General features: G+C 57.0%; 16 protein-coding genes. 5 read left to right on the top strand and 11 right to left on the bottom strand.

Going from position 1 to position 18,050, the window contains the following annotated elements; all coding sequences use genetic code 11:
* Positions 1–155: 155 nt before the first annotated feature.
* From K5Q35_RS15480 to K5Q35_RS15455, 6 genes are all read right to left on the bottom strand, one after another.
* Positions 156–530 (bottom strand): hypothetical protein, encoded by a 375-nt coding sequence (locus tag K5Q35_RS15480; protein ID WP_220800199.1) that lies wholly within the window; start codon positions 528–530, stop codon positions 156–158.
* 243 nt (positions 531–773) lie between these two features.
* A complete protein-coding gene (locus tag K5Q35_RS15475) occupies positions 774–1,502 on the bottom strand; it encodes an amino acid ABC transporter ATP-binding protein (RefSeq protein ID WP_220800198.1) in 729 nt (242 codons plus the stop codon).
* Positions 1,499–2,155, bottom strand: coding sequence for an amino acid ABC transporter permease (locus K5Q35_RS15470; protein ID WP_013960708.1), 657 nt, complete (start codon positions 2,153–2,155; stop codon positions 1,499–1,501). Before K5Q35_RS15470 ends, K5Q35_RS15475 begins: the two co-directional genes overlap by 4 nt.
* 3 nt (positions 2,156–2,158) lie before the next feature.
* A complete protein-coding gene (locus K5Q35_RS15465) occupies positions 2,159–2,878 on the bottom strand; it encodes an amino acid ABC transporter permease (RefSeq protein WP_220800197.1) in 720 nt (239 codons plus the stop codon).
* 60 nt (positions 2,879–2,938) lie between these two features.
* On the bottom strand, positions 2,939–3,805 hold the full coding sequence (locus K5Q35_RS15460) for an amino acid ABC transporter substrate-binding protein (protein ID WP_220800196.1): 867 nt from the start codon (positions 3,803–3,805) through the stop codon (positions 2,939–2,941).
* A 311-nt stretch (positions 3,806–4,116) separates the two neighbouring features.
* Entirely contained in the window at positions 4,117–5,061 is a 945-nt protein-coding gene (locus K5Q35_RS15455; RefSeq protein ID WP_013960711.1) for a LysR family transcriptional regulator, read from the bottom strand.
* A 119-nt stretch (positions 5,062–5,180) separates the two neighbouring features.
* Here K5Q35_RS15455 and K5Q35_RS15450 point away from each other — a divergent pair, with 119 nt between their 5' ends.
* Both K5Q35_RS15450 and K5Q35_RS15445 read left to right on the top strand, forming a co-directional pair.
* Positions 5,181–6,194, top strand: a complete 1,014-nt coding sequence (locus K5Q35_RS15450; RefSeq protein WP_220800195.1) for a D-cysteine desulfhydrase — start codon at positions 5,181–5,183, stop codon at positions 6,192–6,194.
* Positions 6,194–6,901, top strand: coding sequence for an aspartate/glutamate racemase family protein (locus K5Q35_RS15445; RefSeq protein WP_220800194.1), 708 nt, complete (start codon positions 6,194–6,196; stop codon positions 6,899–6,901). Before K5Q35_RS15450 ends, K5Q35_RS15445 begins: the two co-directional genes overlap by 1 nt.
* A 94-nt stretch (positions 6,902–6,995) precedes the next feature.
* Here the strand turns inward: K5Q35_RS15445 and htpG are convergent, their stop codons facing one another.
* The 4 genes from htpG to araD form a co-directional block, all read right to left on the bottom strand.
* Positions 6,996–8,861 carry a molecular chaperone HtpG gene (gene htpG / locus K5Q35_RS15440; RefSeq protein WP_220800193.1) on the bottom strand — a complete coding sequence of 622 codons (1,866 nt, stop codon included), beginning with the start codon at positions 8,859–8,861 and terminating at the stop codon, positions 6,996–6,998.
* Positions 8,862–9,076: 215 nt separating this feature from the next.
* Positions 9,077–10,477 (bottom strand): M20 family metallopeptidase, encoded by a 1,401-nt coding sequence (locus K5Q35_RS15435; RefSeq protein WP_220800192.1) that lies wholly within the window; start codon positions 10,475–10,477, stop codon positions 9,077–9,079.
* A gap of 166 nt (positions 10,478–10,643) precedes the next feature.
* Complete coding sequence (locus K5Q35_RS15430) at positions 10,644–10,949, bottom strand: DUF4389 domain-containing protein (RefSeq protein ID WP_044025190.1); 306 nt, start codon at positions 10,947–10,949, stop codon at positions 10,644–10,646.
* 96 nt (positions 10,950–11,045) lie between these two features.
* Positions 11,046–12,779: an L-arabinonate dehydratase gene (gene araD, locus K5Q35_RS15425; protein ID WP_220800191.1), complete on the bottom strand. Its 1,734-nt coding sequence runs from the start codon at positions 12,777–12,779 to the stop codon at positions 11,046–11,048.
* A 276-nt stretch (positions 12,780–13,055) separates the two neighbouring features.
* On the opposite strand from araD, the gene radC reads away from it, so the two are divergent.
* The 3 genes from radC (at position 13,056) to K5Q35_RS15410 (ending at position 16,160) form a co-directional block, all read left to right on the top strand.
* Positions 13,056–14,000 carry a DNA repair protein RadC gene (radC, locus tag K5Q35_RS15420; RefSeq protein ID WP_374758637.1) on the top strand — a complete coding sequence of 315 codons (945 nt, stop codon included), beginning with the start codon at positions 13,056–13,058 and terminating at the stop codon, positions 13,998–14,000.
* Between the two features lie 316 nt (positions 14,001–14,316).
* On the top strand, positions 14,317–15,576 hold the full coding sequence (locus K5Q35_RS15415) for a sorbosone dehydrogenase family protein (RefSeq protein WP_220800190.1): 1,260 nt from the start codon (positions 14,317–14,319) through the stop codon (positions 15,574–15,576).
* The gene (locus K5Q35_RS15410; protein ID WP_220800189.1) at positions 15,573–16,160 is read left to right on the top strand and encodes a cytochrome c; all 588 of its coding nucleotides are present in this window, start codon (positions 15,573–15,575) and stop codon (positions 16,158–16,160) included. The genes K5Q35_RS15415 and K5Q35_RS15410 overlap by 4 nt, the downstream gene beginning before the upstream one ends.
* 111 nt (positions 16,161–16,271) lie before the next feature.
* On the opposite strand, the gene K5Q35_RS15405 is transcribed toward K5Q35_RS15410, so the two are convergent.
* The gene (locus K5Q35_RS15405) at positions 16,272–18,047 is read right to left on the bottom strand and encodes a hydantoinase B/oxoprolinase family protein (protein ID WP_220800188.1); all 1,776 of its coding nucleotides are present in this window, start codon (positions 18,045–18,047) and stop codon (positions 16,272–16,274) included.
* Positions 18,048–18,050 lie beyond the last annotated feature (3 nt).

The following is an 18,050-nucleotide window of genomic DNA, read 5'->3' as shown; positions in this document are numbered from 1 at the left end:
ACGCCCGCACAGGACTGATGATTTAAGCGTGCCGTTTTGCGCCTGGAGGAAAGGCGCACACTGCCAACGACAAGAGCTGGATTTGCCCGTTTTGTAACAGCGGCAAAGCAAGCGCATTGAGAAAGGTCAGGCCCTTGTCGAAGCGTTTCGTCGGCTCAGGGTGAAATGGTGCGCCAGAACGTGGTCGCCGTGGCGCATTCCGCTTCGTGAAATGTGGCCGCTTCTGGTCCCGAAGCATCGCCCTCAAAGCGTCCCACCCGCGCTGCGCAGCCGAAAAAGCCGGGGGCGGGCAAGCCTTCCCTTGCTTTGCTGATCACAAGCGCGGCGATCAAGGGGCGGGATTGGGCGGCGTCTTGTTCGATCAGAACCTCAAGCGCGACCGTCAGTTGGTGTATTGTGTTTGGCGGTGACAGGTTCAAATTCAATGCGAGCGCCTGATAGGTGATCGGCGTTGATTGCCCGGCAATCTTGCACAGATGCGCGCGAACCCGCTCTGCCAAATCGTGGGCTGTGGTTTTGGTACTGGTCAAATCAGATCTCACAAAGTGCGATTGCGCGCGTTCCGTTTTGTCTGAAGCCTCTGCGCCATGCGGTCAACGTCTGAAACGCTGACCCCGATTAGCGCGCCTGCCCGGAAAGTAATACGCAGCGGCCTCTGGATTCGACCTATCATAGAATCCGAACGAAGGCAGTTCGGTTTTGTGCTGTTTGATATATGGGCAAAGAGCAGTGTGCGACCCACTTTGATGAGGATCGAAATGTCTGCCTTGTCCTCAGTGATTGAGTATCTTTGACAGAAAGTCCTTGGCGCGATCACTTGCGGGGTTGTCAAAAAACTCGGCGGTTGGCCGGTCCTCGATAATCGCACCCTCATCCATGAAAATGACCCGGTCGGCGACCTTGCGCGCAAAGCCCATTTCATGGGTCACGACCATCATGGTCATCCCCTCCTGAGCAAGCTCCACCATGACATCAAGCACCTCCTTGATCATTTCGGGATCAAGGGCGGAGGTTGGCTCGTCAAAGAGCATGGCAATCGGGTCCATCGCCAAAGAACGCGCGATGGCAATCCGCTGCTGCTGTCCGCCCGAAAGCTGACTGGGGTACTTACTCGCGTGATCCTCCATGCCGACCCGGGTGAGCAGTTTCTCAGAACGGGCAACGGCCTCTGCCCGGCTGCGTTTGAGGACTTTTTCTTGGGCAAGGCACAGGTTTTCCAGCACAGACATATGCGGATACAGCTCAAAGTGCTGGAACACCATGCCGATGCGCGAGCGCAGAGCCGTCAGGTTGGCCTTTTTGGCCGTTACCTCATCGCCGTCCACGACAACGCGGCCTTCCTGCACCGGTTCCAACCCGTTGACGCATTTTATCAATGTCGATTTCCCAGACCCCGATGGGCCGCATACCACGACAACTTCGCCCTTGGTCACGCTTGTCGTACAATCGCTCAGAACTTTGAAATCGCCATACCACTTGCTGATTTTGTCGATGCTGATCATGTGCTCATCCGGGACTTGAGGCTTCGCACGAGCATTGAGCCCGAGAAGCAGATTACGAAATAGACGACGGCGGCAAAGAGGTACATTTCAACCAGCCTGCCTTCGGTGCGCGCCACGATGGACGACGCCGTCATGAAGTCGCGCAGGGAAACTACGAACACCAGCGAGGTATCCTGAAACAGGATGATGCACTGCGTCACAAGGATCGGGATCATGTTGCGAAAGGCTTGCGGTAAAACGACATAGCGCTGGATTTGCCAATAGTTCAGCCCGGTGGACTGGCCTGCATGGACCTGACCCTGTTTCACGCTTTGAATGCCGGCACGCATGATTTCGGAATAATACGCGGCCTCAAACAGGACAAAGGCGATCAGTGCGGAATAAAAGCTGCCGATGGGGCGTCCGATGGCCAGAGGCACCAGAAAGAAGAACCAGAAGATCACAAGGATCAGGGGCACCGAGCGGATCAGGTTCACATAGGTTGCGGCGACCATCGCCAGTGGTTTGATGCCCGACAGGCGTGCCAATGCAAGTAACGTGCCCAGAACGATGCCGCCGATGATCGACAGGAAGGTCAGCCAAAGGCTGAGTTGCAGGCCTTGCCACAGGAAGGGCAGGGAGTCCCAGATCAGGTTGAAATCAAAGTCTTCCATCGCTTAGCCCTCCTTTCCGACATAGCCCGGAATGCGGGTATATTTCTCGAGGATCTGCATCAGGATCGTCGCGATCAGAGCGATGCAGACGTAAATCACAGTCGCAGCCGTGAAGGCTTCAAACCCCTGAAAGGTGTATTCAGCGATCTGCTGGCTTTGGGCGGTCAGTTCCAGAAGGCCGATGGTCAGCGCCAGTGAAGAGTTTTTGAAAACGGTCAGAAATTCGGATGTCAGCGGTGGCACGATCATGCGAAATGAAATCGGCAGCAGGACGTATCGATAGGTCTGCGATACGTTCAGGCCATGGGCCGTGGCGGCAGCGGTCAAACCGGGTGGGACGGTTTCGATCCCCGCACGGACCTGCTCTGCGATGCGCGAGGCCGTATAGAGGCCAAGTGCGACGACAGCGGTCACGAATTCGGGGTTTGGCATGTCACGTTTCATCCAGCGGCCCCAGTCGTCGGGCACCATTTCTGGAACGGCAAAATACCAGATGAACATCTGCACCAACAGCGGCACGTTGCGGAAGAGTTCAACATAGGTGGCGCAGATGGCCCGGATGAAACGATTTGGCACCGTCTTTCCGACCCCGACCAGCGCGCCGATCACAATGGCGATGCACCAGGCGCTCAGCGCGACCGAAACGGTCCATCCAAAGCCACTGATCAGCCAGCTGAGGTATTGCTCCTCAAACAGAACGGCCCAGTTCCAATTGTAGTCCATCAGTCGCGCCCCGCATATGAAAAGACCGGCGGGCTATCTGCGCGCCGGTCCGGTTTTCGCTTACTCTGGCAATGCGCCGAGTATGAACGCCGCCTGCAAGAGCGGATCCGCAGGCACGCCAAGTGGGTCGAACCACTTGGAATAGATCTCAACAATTTCTCCGGTGCGGAACACTTCCGCGAGGGCTTTCTTTCCGACCAGCTCAAAAGCGCTGTCGTCACGGCGGACCATCAAGGCGTAAGGGTCAAATGACAGGAAATCACCGACAACGGCGAAATCATCCGGGTTCTTTGATTTTGAAATCAGACCATGCAGCAGGATGTGATCGGTCGCATAAGCGTCCACACGGTCAGTTTCCAGCGACAGCATGCCTTCGGCGTGATCGCGTACGGGCAGGATCTTGACGTCCAGCCCAGCAGCCTCGACAGCGGCCATGACGGCGCGTTCGTTGGTTGTTCCTTGGGCGAGAGCCACAGCCATGCCATCAAGATCGGCAACTGAGTTGATGCCTGAATCCTTGCGCGTCAGGATTTTGGTGCCTGTCACAAACGTTACCGGCAGGTATTCGACTTGCTGCTGGCGCGTCAGGTTATTGGTGGTTGAACCACATTCCAGATCAATGGTGCCATTCGCCATCAAAGCGATACGGGTCTTGGGGTTGACCGGCACATATTTGATGCTCAGTTCCTGGTCCAGCTCTGCGGCGACGGCATCGACGACTTTCATGCACAGATCAATCGAATACCCAACCGGGTTCTGGTTCTCATCAAGATATGAAAACGGCACGGAACTTTCGCGGTGTCCGATGACGATCTCACCACTTGCGGCGATTTTGTCCAGCGTGCCACCGTGACCATCCGCCATCGCAACCGGGGCCGACAGGCCCAGTGCAACTGCCGCTGTCAGTAGTGTGTTCTTAAATAGCATTCGGGTACTCCTTGTTGATTGATAAGCTCGGCGCTGTCGTTCTGATCTGTAGCCCAATCACTCCGTCAGATATGCGCAGCTAGGGAAAAAGTGAGCGTTTTGCATAGATTAAAGGTTAACCGTCTTGCTGCGCGCTAGTCTAATGCAAACTTCGCTCGCCAAATTGCGAGAACGGCAACTTAAGGGTTGACCGGTTTAGCCCGGCGCACCGACATTCGCCAAATTGAACGGGTAAAGATGCCAGCGCGCGGGGTCGGTGACGGGTGATCCTTATTAGATCGAATGGAACGCCCGGCGTCGGCGTTGCCCGCTCACTGAACGTCAGACACAGCGTCGTTCGAGGGTTTCGCCAAGCCGTTCAAATGCACAGGCAATGCGATGCTCGAAAGCACATTGCGCCAAGTGACATCTGACTGTGAGCTTTGACCCTCTGACAGGCGAAAAGCCTTTATATCCAGTGTCTGGGTCGGAAGCTGGTCTTCGAGAGAAATCAGCGACCCGTTGGCCAGCGCGCCCACAACCAAGGAACGTGGCAGCCACGCCACGCCAATTCCCCCAAGCGCGAATTCATAAGCTGCGAGCGTCAGTGCTGTTTCCGCCTTTGACACAATCTGCAAACCACTTGGCAGCCGTGGGCTGATGTTGCGTTCAAAAACCTGTCCCAGAAACACGTCGGAGGGGTAACTTATGCCGGGGATCTGCGACATCTGCGCGATATCGGCCAGATCGGGCGCGCAGACGGGGATCAGGACGTCACCGCCAAGGGTCAGCACGTCAAAGGCGCGTTCAAAGAACGGCGTTTGCACCCCCGGCAAGGTGTACATGACCACGAAATTGACCTCACCTGACAGCAAGAGCCTCAGACATTCCTCTTGATTGCTTGAACGCACCCTGACCGAAACATCAGGGTCCGCGGTGAGCGCGCGCACGATCCACGGCGAAACGGTTGTGGTGATCGCGTGCTGGCAGGCGAAACTCAATGCCACGCCGGTCTGACTGGTCGCCATTTTCAGCTTGAGCCTGATTTTGCGCAACCGCATGCTGATGTCGCGCAGTTCCGGTGCAAGCGCTTCGACACCGGGCATCAACGTGACGGGTTTACGCCGGCGGTCAAAAAGCTCTGTGCCGATACTGCTTTCGATGAGCCGCACGCGACGGGTAAAGGCGGATTGCGTCAACATCCTCTTCTCGGCGGCCCGCGCCAAGGACCCGTTGTCCAGAACGGCCAGAATATCGTCGATCCATTCCAAACGCATTTAGATCCACTCCGAATGATGTAAAACTTGCGATTTCCGCAATTTAGAGGCAGCAATTTGCATTAGCATTCAGGGTTCGTCAAACGTAAACAGCGGATATAGCAAATTAAGGATCCAAAATGCATCTTGCCCGCTTTCCCCGCCGTTTTCTTGCGCACTTGCCCACACCATTGGAGCGCCTTGACCGTCTGACCCGGGAATTGGGCGGGCCGGAGATCTGGATCAAGCGGGATGATTGCACCGGCATGTCCACGGGCGGCAACAAGACCCGCAAGCTGGAATTCCTGATGGCAGAGGCGGAACTGGAGGGGGCCGATATCGTGCTGACCCAAGGCGCCACGCAATCAAACCACGCGCGTCAGACAGCGGCCTTCGCGGCAAAGATGGGCATGCAGTGTCACATCGTGCTCGAAGATCGCACGGGATCGAATAACGCCAACTATAACAACAACGGCAACGTTTTGCTGGATCATTTACATGGTGCGACGACTGAGAAACGCCCCGGCGGCGGCGATTTCAATGCGCTGATCGAAGAGATGGCCGTGGAAATGCGTGCAGATGGCAAGAAGGTTTACACCATTCCGGGCGGTGGGTCGAACCCGACCGGGGCTTTGGGCTATGTCAACTGTGCCTTTGAAATGCTGAATCAGGTGAACAGCAGCGGGATCAAAATCGACCACATGGTCACGGCCACCGGAAGTGCGGGCACGCAGGCGGGTTTGATTGTCGGGCTGAAGGCGATGAACGCGCAGATTCCCCTGTTGGGCATCGGCGTGCGCGCACCCAAAGCCAAACAGGAAGAGAACGTCTATAATCTGGCCTGCAAAACGGCTGAAAAACTGGGCTGCCCCGGCGTCGTGGCGCGCGAAGACGTCGTGGCCAACACTGATTATGTGGGCGAAGGCTATGGTATCCCCACCGACAGCGGTCTTGAGGCCATTCAGATGTTTGCCGAGCTGGAAGCGATCCTGCTGGATCCTGTCTATTCGGCGAAAGGGGCGGCAGGTTTCATCGATCTGATCCGCAAAGGCCACTTCAAAAAGGGCGAACGCGTGGTTTTCCTGCATACCGGCGGCTCTGTGGCCCTATTTGGCTATGACGCGGCGTTCGATTTTTCAAACCGCTGGTCCTGATGGCGGATGCGTTTCGGCGCGTCGGTGTTCTGGGTGGTATGGGCGTCGAAGCGACGATTGCCCTCATGCAACGGGTGCATGGTGCGACCGCTGGGCAGGACGATCAGGATCACGTGCCCCTTATTGTGGATATGAACCCGCAAGTTCCGTCCCGTATCCGCCATTTAATTGAAAAGGACGGGCCCGATCCGGGACCGGTTCTTGCAGAAATGGCGGTCAGGCTTGAACAGGCGGGTGCAAAAGCGCTAGCGATGCCCTGCAATACTGCACATCTATACGCCCCGCAGATTAAGCGCAGCGTCAGCATTCCGCTTTTGCACATGCCGGAACTGGCCTGCGCATATGCGGCGCGGTCCATGAAACAGGGTGAGATTGTCGGTTTTCTTGCCTCGCCGGCGACGAATAGCACGGGTTTGTTCAAAGACCTTTGTGCACAAAACGGGACTGTGTCGATCTTTCCTGAAGAGGAAAATGATATTCTGGCCGCCATACGCAGGATCAAGAAAGCGGGCCCGGGCGACGCGGACATCGACCTGCTGGAGCGTGAGGCGCAAAAGCTACAATCCAGAGGAGCCACCTGCGTGATCATTGGCTGCTCTGAGTTTTCCCTTGCAAGTCAGCGCCTTGCGTCCCCGGTCCCGGTTGTGGATACGCTTGATGTGCTCGCCCATGCGGTCGTTGCGTTTTCAGGCGCACGGGCAAAATAGCGTCCCCGTCAGCGATGCGTTGGCCGCCTGTGCGCTGCCTCGACAGGTGGTCGGTTTTCACATGTGCAAATCGACCACCGCAGTGCGCAGGTTCCTACAAAGCGCTGTCCATGACCGACCCGAGGCGGCGCACAAATTCGGCGGGATCCGTCGGAATTTCGCCATCTGCAATCCGCGCCTGATCCAGCAACAAATGCGCCGCATCCCTGAGCAATGGATCAGACGCGGCCTCGCTGGCTTTGGCGCGATCTGCCAGTTTTGTGATAATTCTGTGATCCGGGTTCAGCTCAAGCACCCGTGGCATCGCGTCCTGCAACTGGCCGTGCCGTTTCAGCATTCTCTCAAGGTTGACGTCCATGTCGCCCTCATCCGCGATCAGGCAAACGGGGCTGTCGGTCAACCTTTTGGAGGGGCGCACGTCTTTGACTGACGCCCCCAGTTCCAGTTTGAGCGCTGCAATCAGTTCAGCAAGATCACGCGTTTGCGCCTCGTCTTCGGCATCATCGGTTTTTTCACCGTCGTTGATCTTGTCCAGATCAGCGGCCCCACGTGTAATGGATTTGAACGCTTTGCCCTCAAATTCCGTGATGTGCTGGAGCCAGAATTCATCTACATGATCGGACAACAGCAGCACTTCGACGTCCTTGGCCCTGAACCCTTCCAGATGCGGGGAATGCGCAATCTTTTTGGCGTCATCCCCGGCGATGTAGTAGATCGCATCCTGTCCTTCCTTGCAGCGGCTGACGTAGTCGGACAGGCTGGTCAAATCCCCGGATTTCGTGGATGAAAAACGGCAGATTTCAAGGATGCGATCGCGCAGGGCAGGGTCTTCGACCAGCCCCTCTTTGAGGACCGCACCGAAATTCTGCCAGAAACCTGCATAGTCTTCGGGGGATTTTTTGGCCTTCTTCTTCAGCTCGCCCAGCACTTTCTTGGTGACGGAGGTTTTGATCTTGGCAAGCTTCGGGTCCGACTGCAGCATCTCGCGCGAGACATTGAGCGACAGATCCTGCGAATCCACCACACCGCGCAGAAACCGCAGATAGGCGGGGATCAGATCGCGCGTATTGTCGGAAATAAACACCCGGTTCACATAGAGTTTCACGTGGCTCTTGCGCTCTGCCTCATAGAGATCAAACGGCGCCATGGAGGGTACATAAAGCAGGCTCGTGTGATTGACCGTGCCCTCAACGCGGTTGTGCAAAACATGCCACGGCTTGTCGAAGGCGTTTGAGACATGGTGGTAGAATTCAGTGTGCTGTTCCTCGGTAATCTCTTTGGGCGCGCGGGTCCAGATCGCGGAGGCGGAATTCAGCGCTTCCGTGTCCAGCCGCACCGGAAAGCTGATGTGTTCGGAATAGGTCTTGATGATGTGGCGAATGCGGCTCTCTTCTAGGAACTCCTTCGCGTCCTTTTTCATATGCAGCGTGACGGTCGTGCCGCTTTCGGCGCGCTCGCCGGGTTCGATTGAAAATTCGCCCTTACCGTCTGAAGACCACAGCCAGCTTTCGTCTTCGCCCGCTTTGCGGGTCAGCACATCCACACGGTCGGCCACCATGAATGCGGAGTAAAACCCGACACCGAACTGGCCGATCAAGCCCATGTCGCCCTTTTCCTCGGATTTCAGCGCTTTCAGAAATGCACCGGTGCCGGACCTTGCGATCGTGCCGAGCGTGTCGAGCAGATCGGCGTGGTTCATCCCGATGCCGTTGTCGGAGACCGAAAGCGTCTTTGCCTTTTTATCGACCGCGAGCGAGATGGCGAATTCATCCGCATTTTGTGCAAGGGACGGGTTGGTCAGCGCCTCATAGCGGAGTTTGTCGCAGGCATCCGAGGCGTTGGACACCAATTCCCGCAGGAAGATTTCACGATTGGAATAAAGTGATCCAGCAACGATATCCAGAAGCTGACCCACTTCCGTCTGAAAGGAAAATGTCTCTTTTACGCTTGCATCAGTCATTGTGAAAACCTTTGTATGTGTGGCGTCTGGGCCGGTCGTGCGCAGCAACATAAGAAAACTGAGGGCCGTTTCAACCTCATGGTTTGTAAATGCGGCATTATATGATCTGATGCCAAAGGCATCAGGTATGGGCCATCGGCGACGTTATGATCCGTGTTGTTTTCTAAGGGCCGTTGCAGGTTTCATCAAGGACATAGCTGAGGCACGAAGACGTCTTATTTCTTTGGCAGTGCTGAACCAACCGTGCCCACGTCCCAAAAGATGCCCGCCATGACACGCAACGCGTTGCGACAGACGGATTTCAGCACATGTTCGTCCGGCGCATGCTGCGAGCAGCCGCGATAAGAATGCGGCACCCAGATCGTGGGCAGGTCAAGGATATCCGTAAAGCTGTCATTCGGGAGCGACCCGGCGAGGTTGGGCAGGATGTGCAGCGCACCGCCACTGGTTTCGCGGATCGAGTTTGCGACATATTCTGCCCAAGGGTGCTTGGGATCGAGACGTGTGGCCGAAAAGAAGCCGCGGTCATGCTCTATGATCTGGACATCCTCAAATCCATGCGCATCCAGATGTCGGCGCAATGCAGGCACTACGTCCGCCGGGTCGGTGCCCACCACATAGCGCAGTTGGCATGTGGCACGCGCCCAGCCGGAAATCGCGTTGACCGGGGCCTCTGGCACACCGCAAACCTGCGCGAGAACCGCGAAACTGTTCCATCCGAAAACCCGTTCGGCGGGGGTGAGCGCTTCTTCGCCCCAATCGGGATTGACCGCTGGCCCATCCCCATCTGTTACCGGCAGGTTCCTGAGGGCGGCGCGCACCGTATCGGTCAGGCTGTCAGGTCGCCATTCAGGCACCTTGATCTGGCCCCGCCGGTCGGTGATCGACGCCAGCGCATGCGCAAGGATCATCGCAGGGTCCGCCAAAAGCCCGCCCCAGTTGCCGGAGTGATGCGCGCCTTCATGTGTTTCGACCAGTAAATCAAAGGTCGTCGCCCCGCGTGAGCCCATGAACATGGTCGGCACGTCGGGTTGCAGGCGCGGGCCATCCGATGCGATCAGGACATCCGCCGTGAGACGGTCCTTATAACGAGCGAAAACCTGCGCCAGACCGATTGAGCCAACCTCTTCGCTCATTTCGATCACGATGCGCAGGTTGAACCCAAGACGCCCGCGCGTGGCCAGCACGGCCTCAAGGGCCGCGATGTTGATGATGTGCTGGCTCTTGTTGTCTGCCGTGCCGCGCCCATAAAGGCGGTTGCCTTCTTCGATCAGGGTCCAAGGTGCAAGCCCGTCGCGCCACATATCCTCCTGACCAAGCACTGTGTCTCCGTGACCATAGGTTAAAACGGTGATCTGATCGTGGCTTTCGTGCCGCTCTCCGATCAATAGCGGGCCGCCGCGCGGATCAGGGTTATCGATGACCTCATAGGTGACACCCATCGCTGCAAGGCGTGGGCCGATGGCGACGTCGAGATACCGCGCGCATTCAGTGCGTGCAGTTTGCGACGGGTTCTGGCTTTCGGTGCGATAGCTCACAAGGTGGGTCAGGTCGGACTGAAACCGCCCTTGGTCGAAATATTCGGTCGCGCGGTGCAGAGCGGCGGTGCGGGTCATCATTGGTCCTGTCAGTCTTTCACAGCAGCCCCGCAGGCCTGCGATATGGATCGAATGCGTCCGCTTCTATCTGAATGGATCGTTAAGCACAGCAGGTGCCGTGCCCCAATGCTTCGCAAGCGCTGGGCAATCCGATCCAGGGCGCGGCCGATCCCGTCCCAAGGCCTCAATCAAGATCTGTCCAGGGCCATGGTTTTACGGTACTTGCTGCGGTTTGATATCTTGCCGCCTTCGCGACCCAAATACCCAAGTCGGTGCCAAAATCCGCTATCCGTTCATTGGGCTGTTTGTTGTTCACCAGCATGATGATGAACTGGATGACGGTCATGACACCCAGCACTGTTTGCGCAAAAGAGATCATGACGGCGATGATCAGCACGTAAATCAGCCGCTCCAGCAGGTTGTCCGCTTTTTCAGGCTCTATTTGCTCCCCGTGAAGACGTCCGGCGATTTTCTCTTCATCCTTGTCCATGCTCATTCCCCATACCCAACACTGCCATCGCATAAGCGATGCGTGAAATTCATCCAGACCCGCCTGCGGGATCATATGTCTGCTTTGCGCTGCAAATCAATTGATCTCTGGTTCCGGTACAAATGCGCCGAATTCCGTGCGCAGAAAGTCGAAATCACAGCCCTTGTCCGCTTGTTCTATGTGTTTGAGAAACATCCAGCCATAGCCGCGTTCATAGTGCGGTTTTGGCGGCACCCAGTTTTCCCGACGCTCTGCCAGTTGCTGTTCGGTCAATTCTACGTCCAGTCGGCGGTTCGGAATGTCGACCGAGATCATATCCCCGGTTTCGATCAGCGCGAGCGGCCCGCCCACAAAAGCCTCAGGCGCCACATGCAGGATACAGGCCCCGTAACTCGTGCCGCTCATGCGCGCATCGGACAGGCGCACCATGTCCCGGTGCCCTTCGTTCAGCAGCTTTTGCGGCATGGGGATCATGCCCCATTCGGGCATGCCGGGCCCGCCCTGAGGACCCGCGTTGCGTAGGACCAGAACGTGGTCGGCGGTAATGTTCGCCTGCGGGTCATCTATGATCGACTTCAATTCGGAATAGGAATTTGCCACCATCGCAGGTCCGCGATGTGTCATGAATTTCGCATCCATGGCGGCAGGTTTGATGACAGCGCCATCCGGTGCCAGATTGCCCTTGAGCACCGCCAGTGAGCCTTCGCGGTAGACCGGGTTGCTCAAGCTGCGGATCACATCGCTGTTGTAATTCGTGGCGCTCGCGATGTTCTGCCCGACCGTCTGCCCCGAAACGGTCAGTGCGTCCAAATCCAGCTTGTCGCCCAGTTCTTTCATCAGCGCGGGCAAGCCACCCGCATAAAAGAAATCCTCCATCAGGTAGTCCTGCCCGGAGGGTCGGATATTGGCAATCACGGGCGTCGTCTTTCCGATTGCGTCCAGATCATCAAGCGTCAGAGGCACCCCGGACCTGCGCGCCATGGCAATCAGGTGAATGATAGCATTGGTGGAACAGCCGGTGGCCATGGCAATGGTCACGGCATTCGCGACACTGCTTTGGGTGATGATCTGATCGGGCGTCAGGTCCTGCCAGACCATATCGACGATGCGTCGCCCGCAGGCGGCACTCATGCGCTGGTGGTTCACGTCCGGGGCCGGGATGGACGATGCCCCCGGCAGACACAGGCCAAGCCCTTCGGCGATGGCCGTCATGGTGCTGGCCGTGCCCATTGTCATGCAATGCCCATAGGAGCGTGCGATGCCCCCCTCGACGCCTTGCCATTCCTCTTTGGAAATGTGCCCCGTGCGCCGCTCATCCCAGTATTTCCATGCATCGGCACCCGACCCCAGCACCTTTCCGGCATAATTGCCCCGCAACATCGGACCTGCGGGCAGGTAGATGAAGGGAAGGCCCATGGAAACCGCGCCCATCACCAGCGCAGGCGTGGATTTATCGCATCCGCCCATCAGCACCGCGCCATCGACCGGGTTCGCGCGCAGGACCTCTTCGACCTCCATGGCGACCATATTGCGATAAAGCATCGCGGTTGGTTTCAACAACTGCTCTCCCAGTGAATGGACCGGGATTTCCACCGGCATGCCGCCTGCCTGAAGCACGCCCTTTTTGACGAACTCAACCCGATCCTTGAAATGCATATGGCAGGGTTGCAACTCGGACCATGTATTGAGGATGGCGATGACGGGTTTGCCCTCCCAATCCTCGCGCGACAACCCCATTTGCATCGCGCGCGAGCGGTGGCCGAATGATCGTAGATCGTCCGGTTGAAACCAGCGCGCAGAGCGAAGTTGGTCGTATGATTTTTTGTGCATGTGCAGCTGTTCCATTGTGGTTGGTGCCAGCATACCGCCAAATCTGCGGCGGTTTCCATGGCATGCGCGTTTTTTGGGTCGCGCAGCGCTCATTGCACGACTTTTGACAGGTGGAACGGTCAGACAAAAACCCACCGAAGGATGCACAAGACCCGGTTAGCCAAAACAACGGGCTCGTACGCCATAAATAGTTTTTGCGACCTGTTTTGGTTAACCATGCATTAACCAAAACCACGCATTTTAAGCGATTGATGTAACAAAATCGCTTTGAGGATTATGGGCATGAATAGTTGGCTGACATCCACCTCTTCACTCTTGCGCAAGAAAAAGAGGTCTTCGGGGTCGGACCTGAAACATCCGCCTGCGCGGAAACTGCAGGGATTTTCCGAAGACGCCTTGCGGGGCCTTGATGACTTGGAAGCGAGGATGCCGCCCCCCGACATCGAAACTAGACCGGCCTTCACGCCATCGTATAAAAATACGCGCCGCCTGTCCAAGGATGTCGCAGCGGGTGGGGGGCTGTTGATTGACGGCGATGGCAACAAGGTCCCGCATTATTGGGGACATCGGGAGCGGTTGCGTAAACGGTTCCTGAAAGGTGGGCACGCGCCCATGCCTGAATATGAAATACTGGAGCTTTTGCTGTTCAATGCGATTCCGCGCATTGACGTCAAACCTTTGGCAAAACGGCTGTTGAGCGCGTTTGGCGATCTGAACGGAGTTGTCGCGGCCTCTGAACACCGGCTGATGCAAGTCGAAGGGGTGGAGCCCAAAGTTTATTATCAGCTCAAACTCGCCGAAGCCTTTGCACAGCGTATGGGGCAGGCCAAGATACTTGAGCGTTGTGTTTTGTCGTCCTGGGATGACCTCATCGAATACTGCCGCACGACAATGGCGCATCGCGAGACGGAACAGTTTCGGGTTTTGTTTCTGGACCGCAAGAACGTCATCATCGCTGACGAAGAACAAGCCAAAGGGACAGTTGATCACGTGCCCGTCTATCCGCGTGAGGTTGCCAAGCGCGCGTTGGAGCTTAACGCCAGTGCGATTATTCTCGTGCATAATCACCCCTCGGGCGACCCGTCGCCAAGTTCGCAGGATATTGCGATGACGGATCAGGTGTCATCTGCTTGTCTTGCCATTGGCGTGACCATTCATGATCATGTGATTATCGGCAAAGAGACGGAATTTTCGTTCAAGGACGGTGGCTATTTGGCGTGATCCAGTCAAAGGCTCGCGCCTTTTTCCGATACATGCGGAATTCGTACATCGGATGCAGACCTCCGCGCTCTCAGTAAAAGTTGGCGATTCTTAGGCGTACCTCGCGCCCAGCCAGAACCTAATTTTGCAATATAGCAAAAGGTATTAGCAATAAGTGCCCGCGCCGTCGCACAGGGCACTCAAACCATACGATAGCGTCTGGTCTTCACCGTTGACACGCGTCCTCGTTCGCGCAAACCTCCTCTCATGGTTGAGGGCACACAGGCTCTCGCCATGCGAAATAGAAACGACGAGATACATTCTGGGAGGAATAAATATGATCAAGCGCAGCTTGGCGGCGATGCTTTGTACGTCCATCTTATCCACGCCACTGATGGCACAGGACAACATGGATAAACTCAGCAACATGCAAAAGACGGACGCCACGTTCACTTTTGTTGAGCAAGACGGGGCGCGGGCGGAATCGCTCAAGGCAATTGTCGATCATATAAACGTGCCGGACGGTTTTGAGGTGAGCCTTTACGCCGTCGTGCCGGACGCGCGTTCGATGGCGATGGCACCGCAAGGCACCGTGCTGTTTGCAGGCACGCGCAAGGACAAGATGTGGTCCATCGTGGATCGTGACCGCGACCGTGTGGCGGACGAGGTAAAAGACTTTGCACCCTCGATCACCTTTGATATTCCCAACGGCCCCTGTTTCTCGCCGGATGGGTTCCTCTATATCGCGGAGCGTAACCGGGTCCTCGTGTTCCCGGCGGCTGAATTCTTCTTTGAAGGGCCGGACCCTGCGGTTGGTGTCGTTGTCGCGCAAGGCGAACTTGTCCCGGCCGAGGAAGAAAGCTTCAACCACACTGCACGGGTCTGCGATATCGGCCCGGACGGCAAACTCTATATCTCGCTGGGCCAGCCGCACAATGTACAACCTGTTGAAAAGCTTGAGATATACGACGAATGGGGTATCGGCGGGATCATCCGCATAAACACCGACGGGTCAGACCGCGAAGTGTATACGCGTGGCGTTCGTAATTCCGTCGGTCAGGACTTCAACCCTGCAACGGGTGAGTTGTGGTGGACGGACAATCAGGTCGATGGCATGGGTGATGATATCCCGCCGGGCGAATTGAACCGCCAGACCGCAGCCGGGCAGCACTTCGGCTTTCCCTGGACCAACAGCCGGGTGGAGATCCCCGCCTATAAGGATGTGCCGCGACCAGAGGGGGTCAGCTTTGTTGAACCACAACTTGAGTTGACGGCCCATGCGGCGGATCTTGGCATGCGGTTCTATCACGATGACAGCTTCCCCGAAGGATACCACGGCGGCATTTTCTGGGCGCAGCACGGGTCGTGGAACCGGACCGAACCTGTGGGCGCACGGGTGATGTTCACCGCCCTTGACGAAGAGGGCAACGCCGCCGGAGCACAGGTTTTCGCCGACGGTTGGCTGAATGAAGACACGGGCGAATATCGTGGCCGCCCGATGGACATCGAATTTCTGCCTGATGGCTCGATGCTGGTATCGGATGACTTTGCCGGTGCGATCTGGCGGATTGCCTACGTCGGATCGCAGTCCGAATGAAGGCTCTGATGACACTGTTTCTCGGCGGGCTGATGCTCGCCGGGGGCACCGCTGTGCCTGTACAGGCGGGGGACCCGGAAGCGGGGCGCAAAATCGCCAATATGTGCCGCACCTGTCACGGCATTGACGGCTATGCGACGATACCAATCGCGCCCCATATCGGGGGTGAGCCGGTGGAATACCTCGAAAGTCAGCTGATGGCCTTCAAGACCGGGCAGCGCCAGCATGAAATGATGAGTGTTGTGACTGCGGGTCTGACTGCGCAGCAAATTTCGGACGTGGCGGCGTGGTATGCCGCGCATGAGGCGCGCGCAACACTGCCCGAGGGCATCTTGGCTGCAAACGCGCCGCAGGCCTGCGTATCCTGTCACGGCGCGGATGGTATCTCGCAACTTCTTGATGCGCCAAACCTTGCAGGTGAGACAAACATTTACATTGATACGCAACTTAAAGCGTTCAAGCGCGGGAAGCGTCAGCATGATATCATGTCCGACGTGGCCGCGGAGTTGTCGGACGCAGAGATCAGGGAGATTGCGGATTGGTATGCCGCTGTCGGGTTGGAAATCCTGCCCCCACCGGAGTGAGCGGTGCTAAGAACGGCAAAACACGGAAACTTGAAAAGCCAAATGCGCCAGTCTGAACGAGTGTGCCGTCCGGACTGGCGCATTTAGAACCGCGTGCAGCTCAGCGCGGGATCAACCCGCCTTTTCCAGTTCCTCGCGTCGCCGCGACGTCGCATCAAGTGCGACGGTCTCAGCCTCCAGATCAAGCACGACGCCATAAACCTCATGTGCTTGCTCGGCTGAACAAAACCCATCCAGAACATCGTCGAGCACCTTTTGAGGGTCGCGTTCCAGCGGGCTGCCATAGCCACCCCCGCAGGGGCTGTAATAGGCCATCACATCGTCTTTTTTCACCTCAAGGCCGTGAAACTTCGAATGCATCTCACGCGTCGGGGCGTTGGAGGCGGCATTGTAGATTTCGCATTTGCCAGCTGCCCCTTCCTTGCCGCCAAAAATGCCCCATGGCACGTTTGTGTGACGCTCGCTTTCATGTGTGATGATGCCATCCGTCAGGATACGCTGGCTTTTGACGACGCCAATGCCGCCCCGGTGTTTTCCGGCCCCCGGCAGTACGTCGTCGCGCAACTCGTATCGTTCGCAGATCATCGGGATATGCATCGCGAGATCTTCGAGCGGGTTGTTGCGGGTGTTGGCCATCAGGTTGTCGATGCTGTCCGGGCCGTCTGACTGCGGACGCCCGCCGTAAGCCCCTTCGTTGACCTCAAGGAAAACCCAGTATTCGCCATCCGGGCGCACGCCCGCGTAGGAGGCGAACGAGATCGACGCCGATGAGCCCGCGATGATTTCATCCGGCAGCACGGGCGCCATGGCCTTGATGATCAGGTCGATCATCATGTTGCACTGCGTAAACCGGGCCTCGGCCGAGGTGGGCGCAATGGGGTTGAAAATCGACCCTTCCGGCGCGATGACCGAGATGGGCCGAAAAGAGCCCTGATTTGACGGGACCCGTGTGTCACTGGTCGCGGTATCCAGTAGCAGCTTGCGGAACGCGGCGAAGGCCGCCACCTTGGTCGAGCCTTCAAACGGGACGTTATAGGCGGTGGGTGTCTGCGGTGAGGACCCTGTCAAATCGACCTCAATCCGGTCGTGGATTACCCGCACGCACACTTTTACGGGCAGGGTCTGACCACGGTTGCGCCCGTCATCATCAAGCCACCCTTCGGCGCGGTATTCTCCGTCGGGGATGGCCTCGATCCGCTGGCGCAGCATCTTTTCGGAATAATCCATCAGCTGGTTGCAAGCGTTGAACACCAGTTCCTTGCCGTAGCGATCCAGCAGTTCGACAAAGCGCTTTACCCCAAGGCGGGCCGAGGCGATCTGCGCCTCGATGTCATCAACCAACTGGCGCGCCGCACGGGAATTATTGTGGATGAAATTCCACATCGTGTCGTTGCGCTTGCCCTTGCGGTAAAGCTTGGTGCCGGCAAACAACATCCCTTCGGCATAGACGTCATGCACATCAATGATCAGCCCCGGCGTGGCCGCGCCAATGTCGATATGATGCGCAGTGTTGCCGGAATAACCGACCAGTTCGCCCTCGTAGAATATCGGGATGACGATGGCCAGATCAGGCGTGTGTGACGCTCCGAAATAGGGGTGGTTGTGCACGACCACGTCGTCTTCGTACCACTCGCCATCATCAAGCGTTTTCTCAATGCCGTGCAGATAGCCGGGAATGGAACCGATGTGCATCGGTGTCGATTCAGATTCGCACAACGTGTTGAAATCCGTATCAAAAAGACCCGCGCCCAAATCCTCGGATTCCCGAATAATGGACGAGAAAGACATGCGAAACAGCACATGCGCCATTTCTTCGGCAATGGTTTCGATGGCCCCCCGGATCACCTGAAGGGTGATCGGATCAATTGTTTTATTCTCTTTGGTCATTGA

It is taken from the genome of Roseobacter sp. OBYS 0001, from assembly GCF_019654895.1.
GTDB lineage: Bacteria > Pseudomonadota > Alphaproteobacteria > Rhodobacterales > Rhodobacteraceae > Roseobacter > Roseobacter litoralis.
This window is presented reverse-complemented; position numbering and strand designations above follow the sequence as displayed.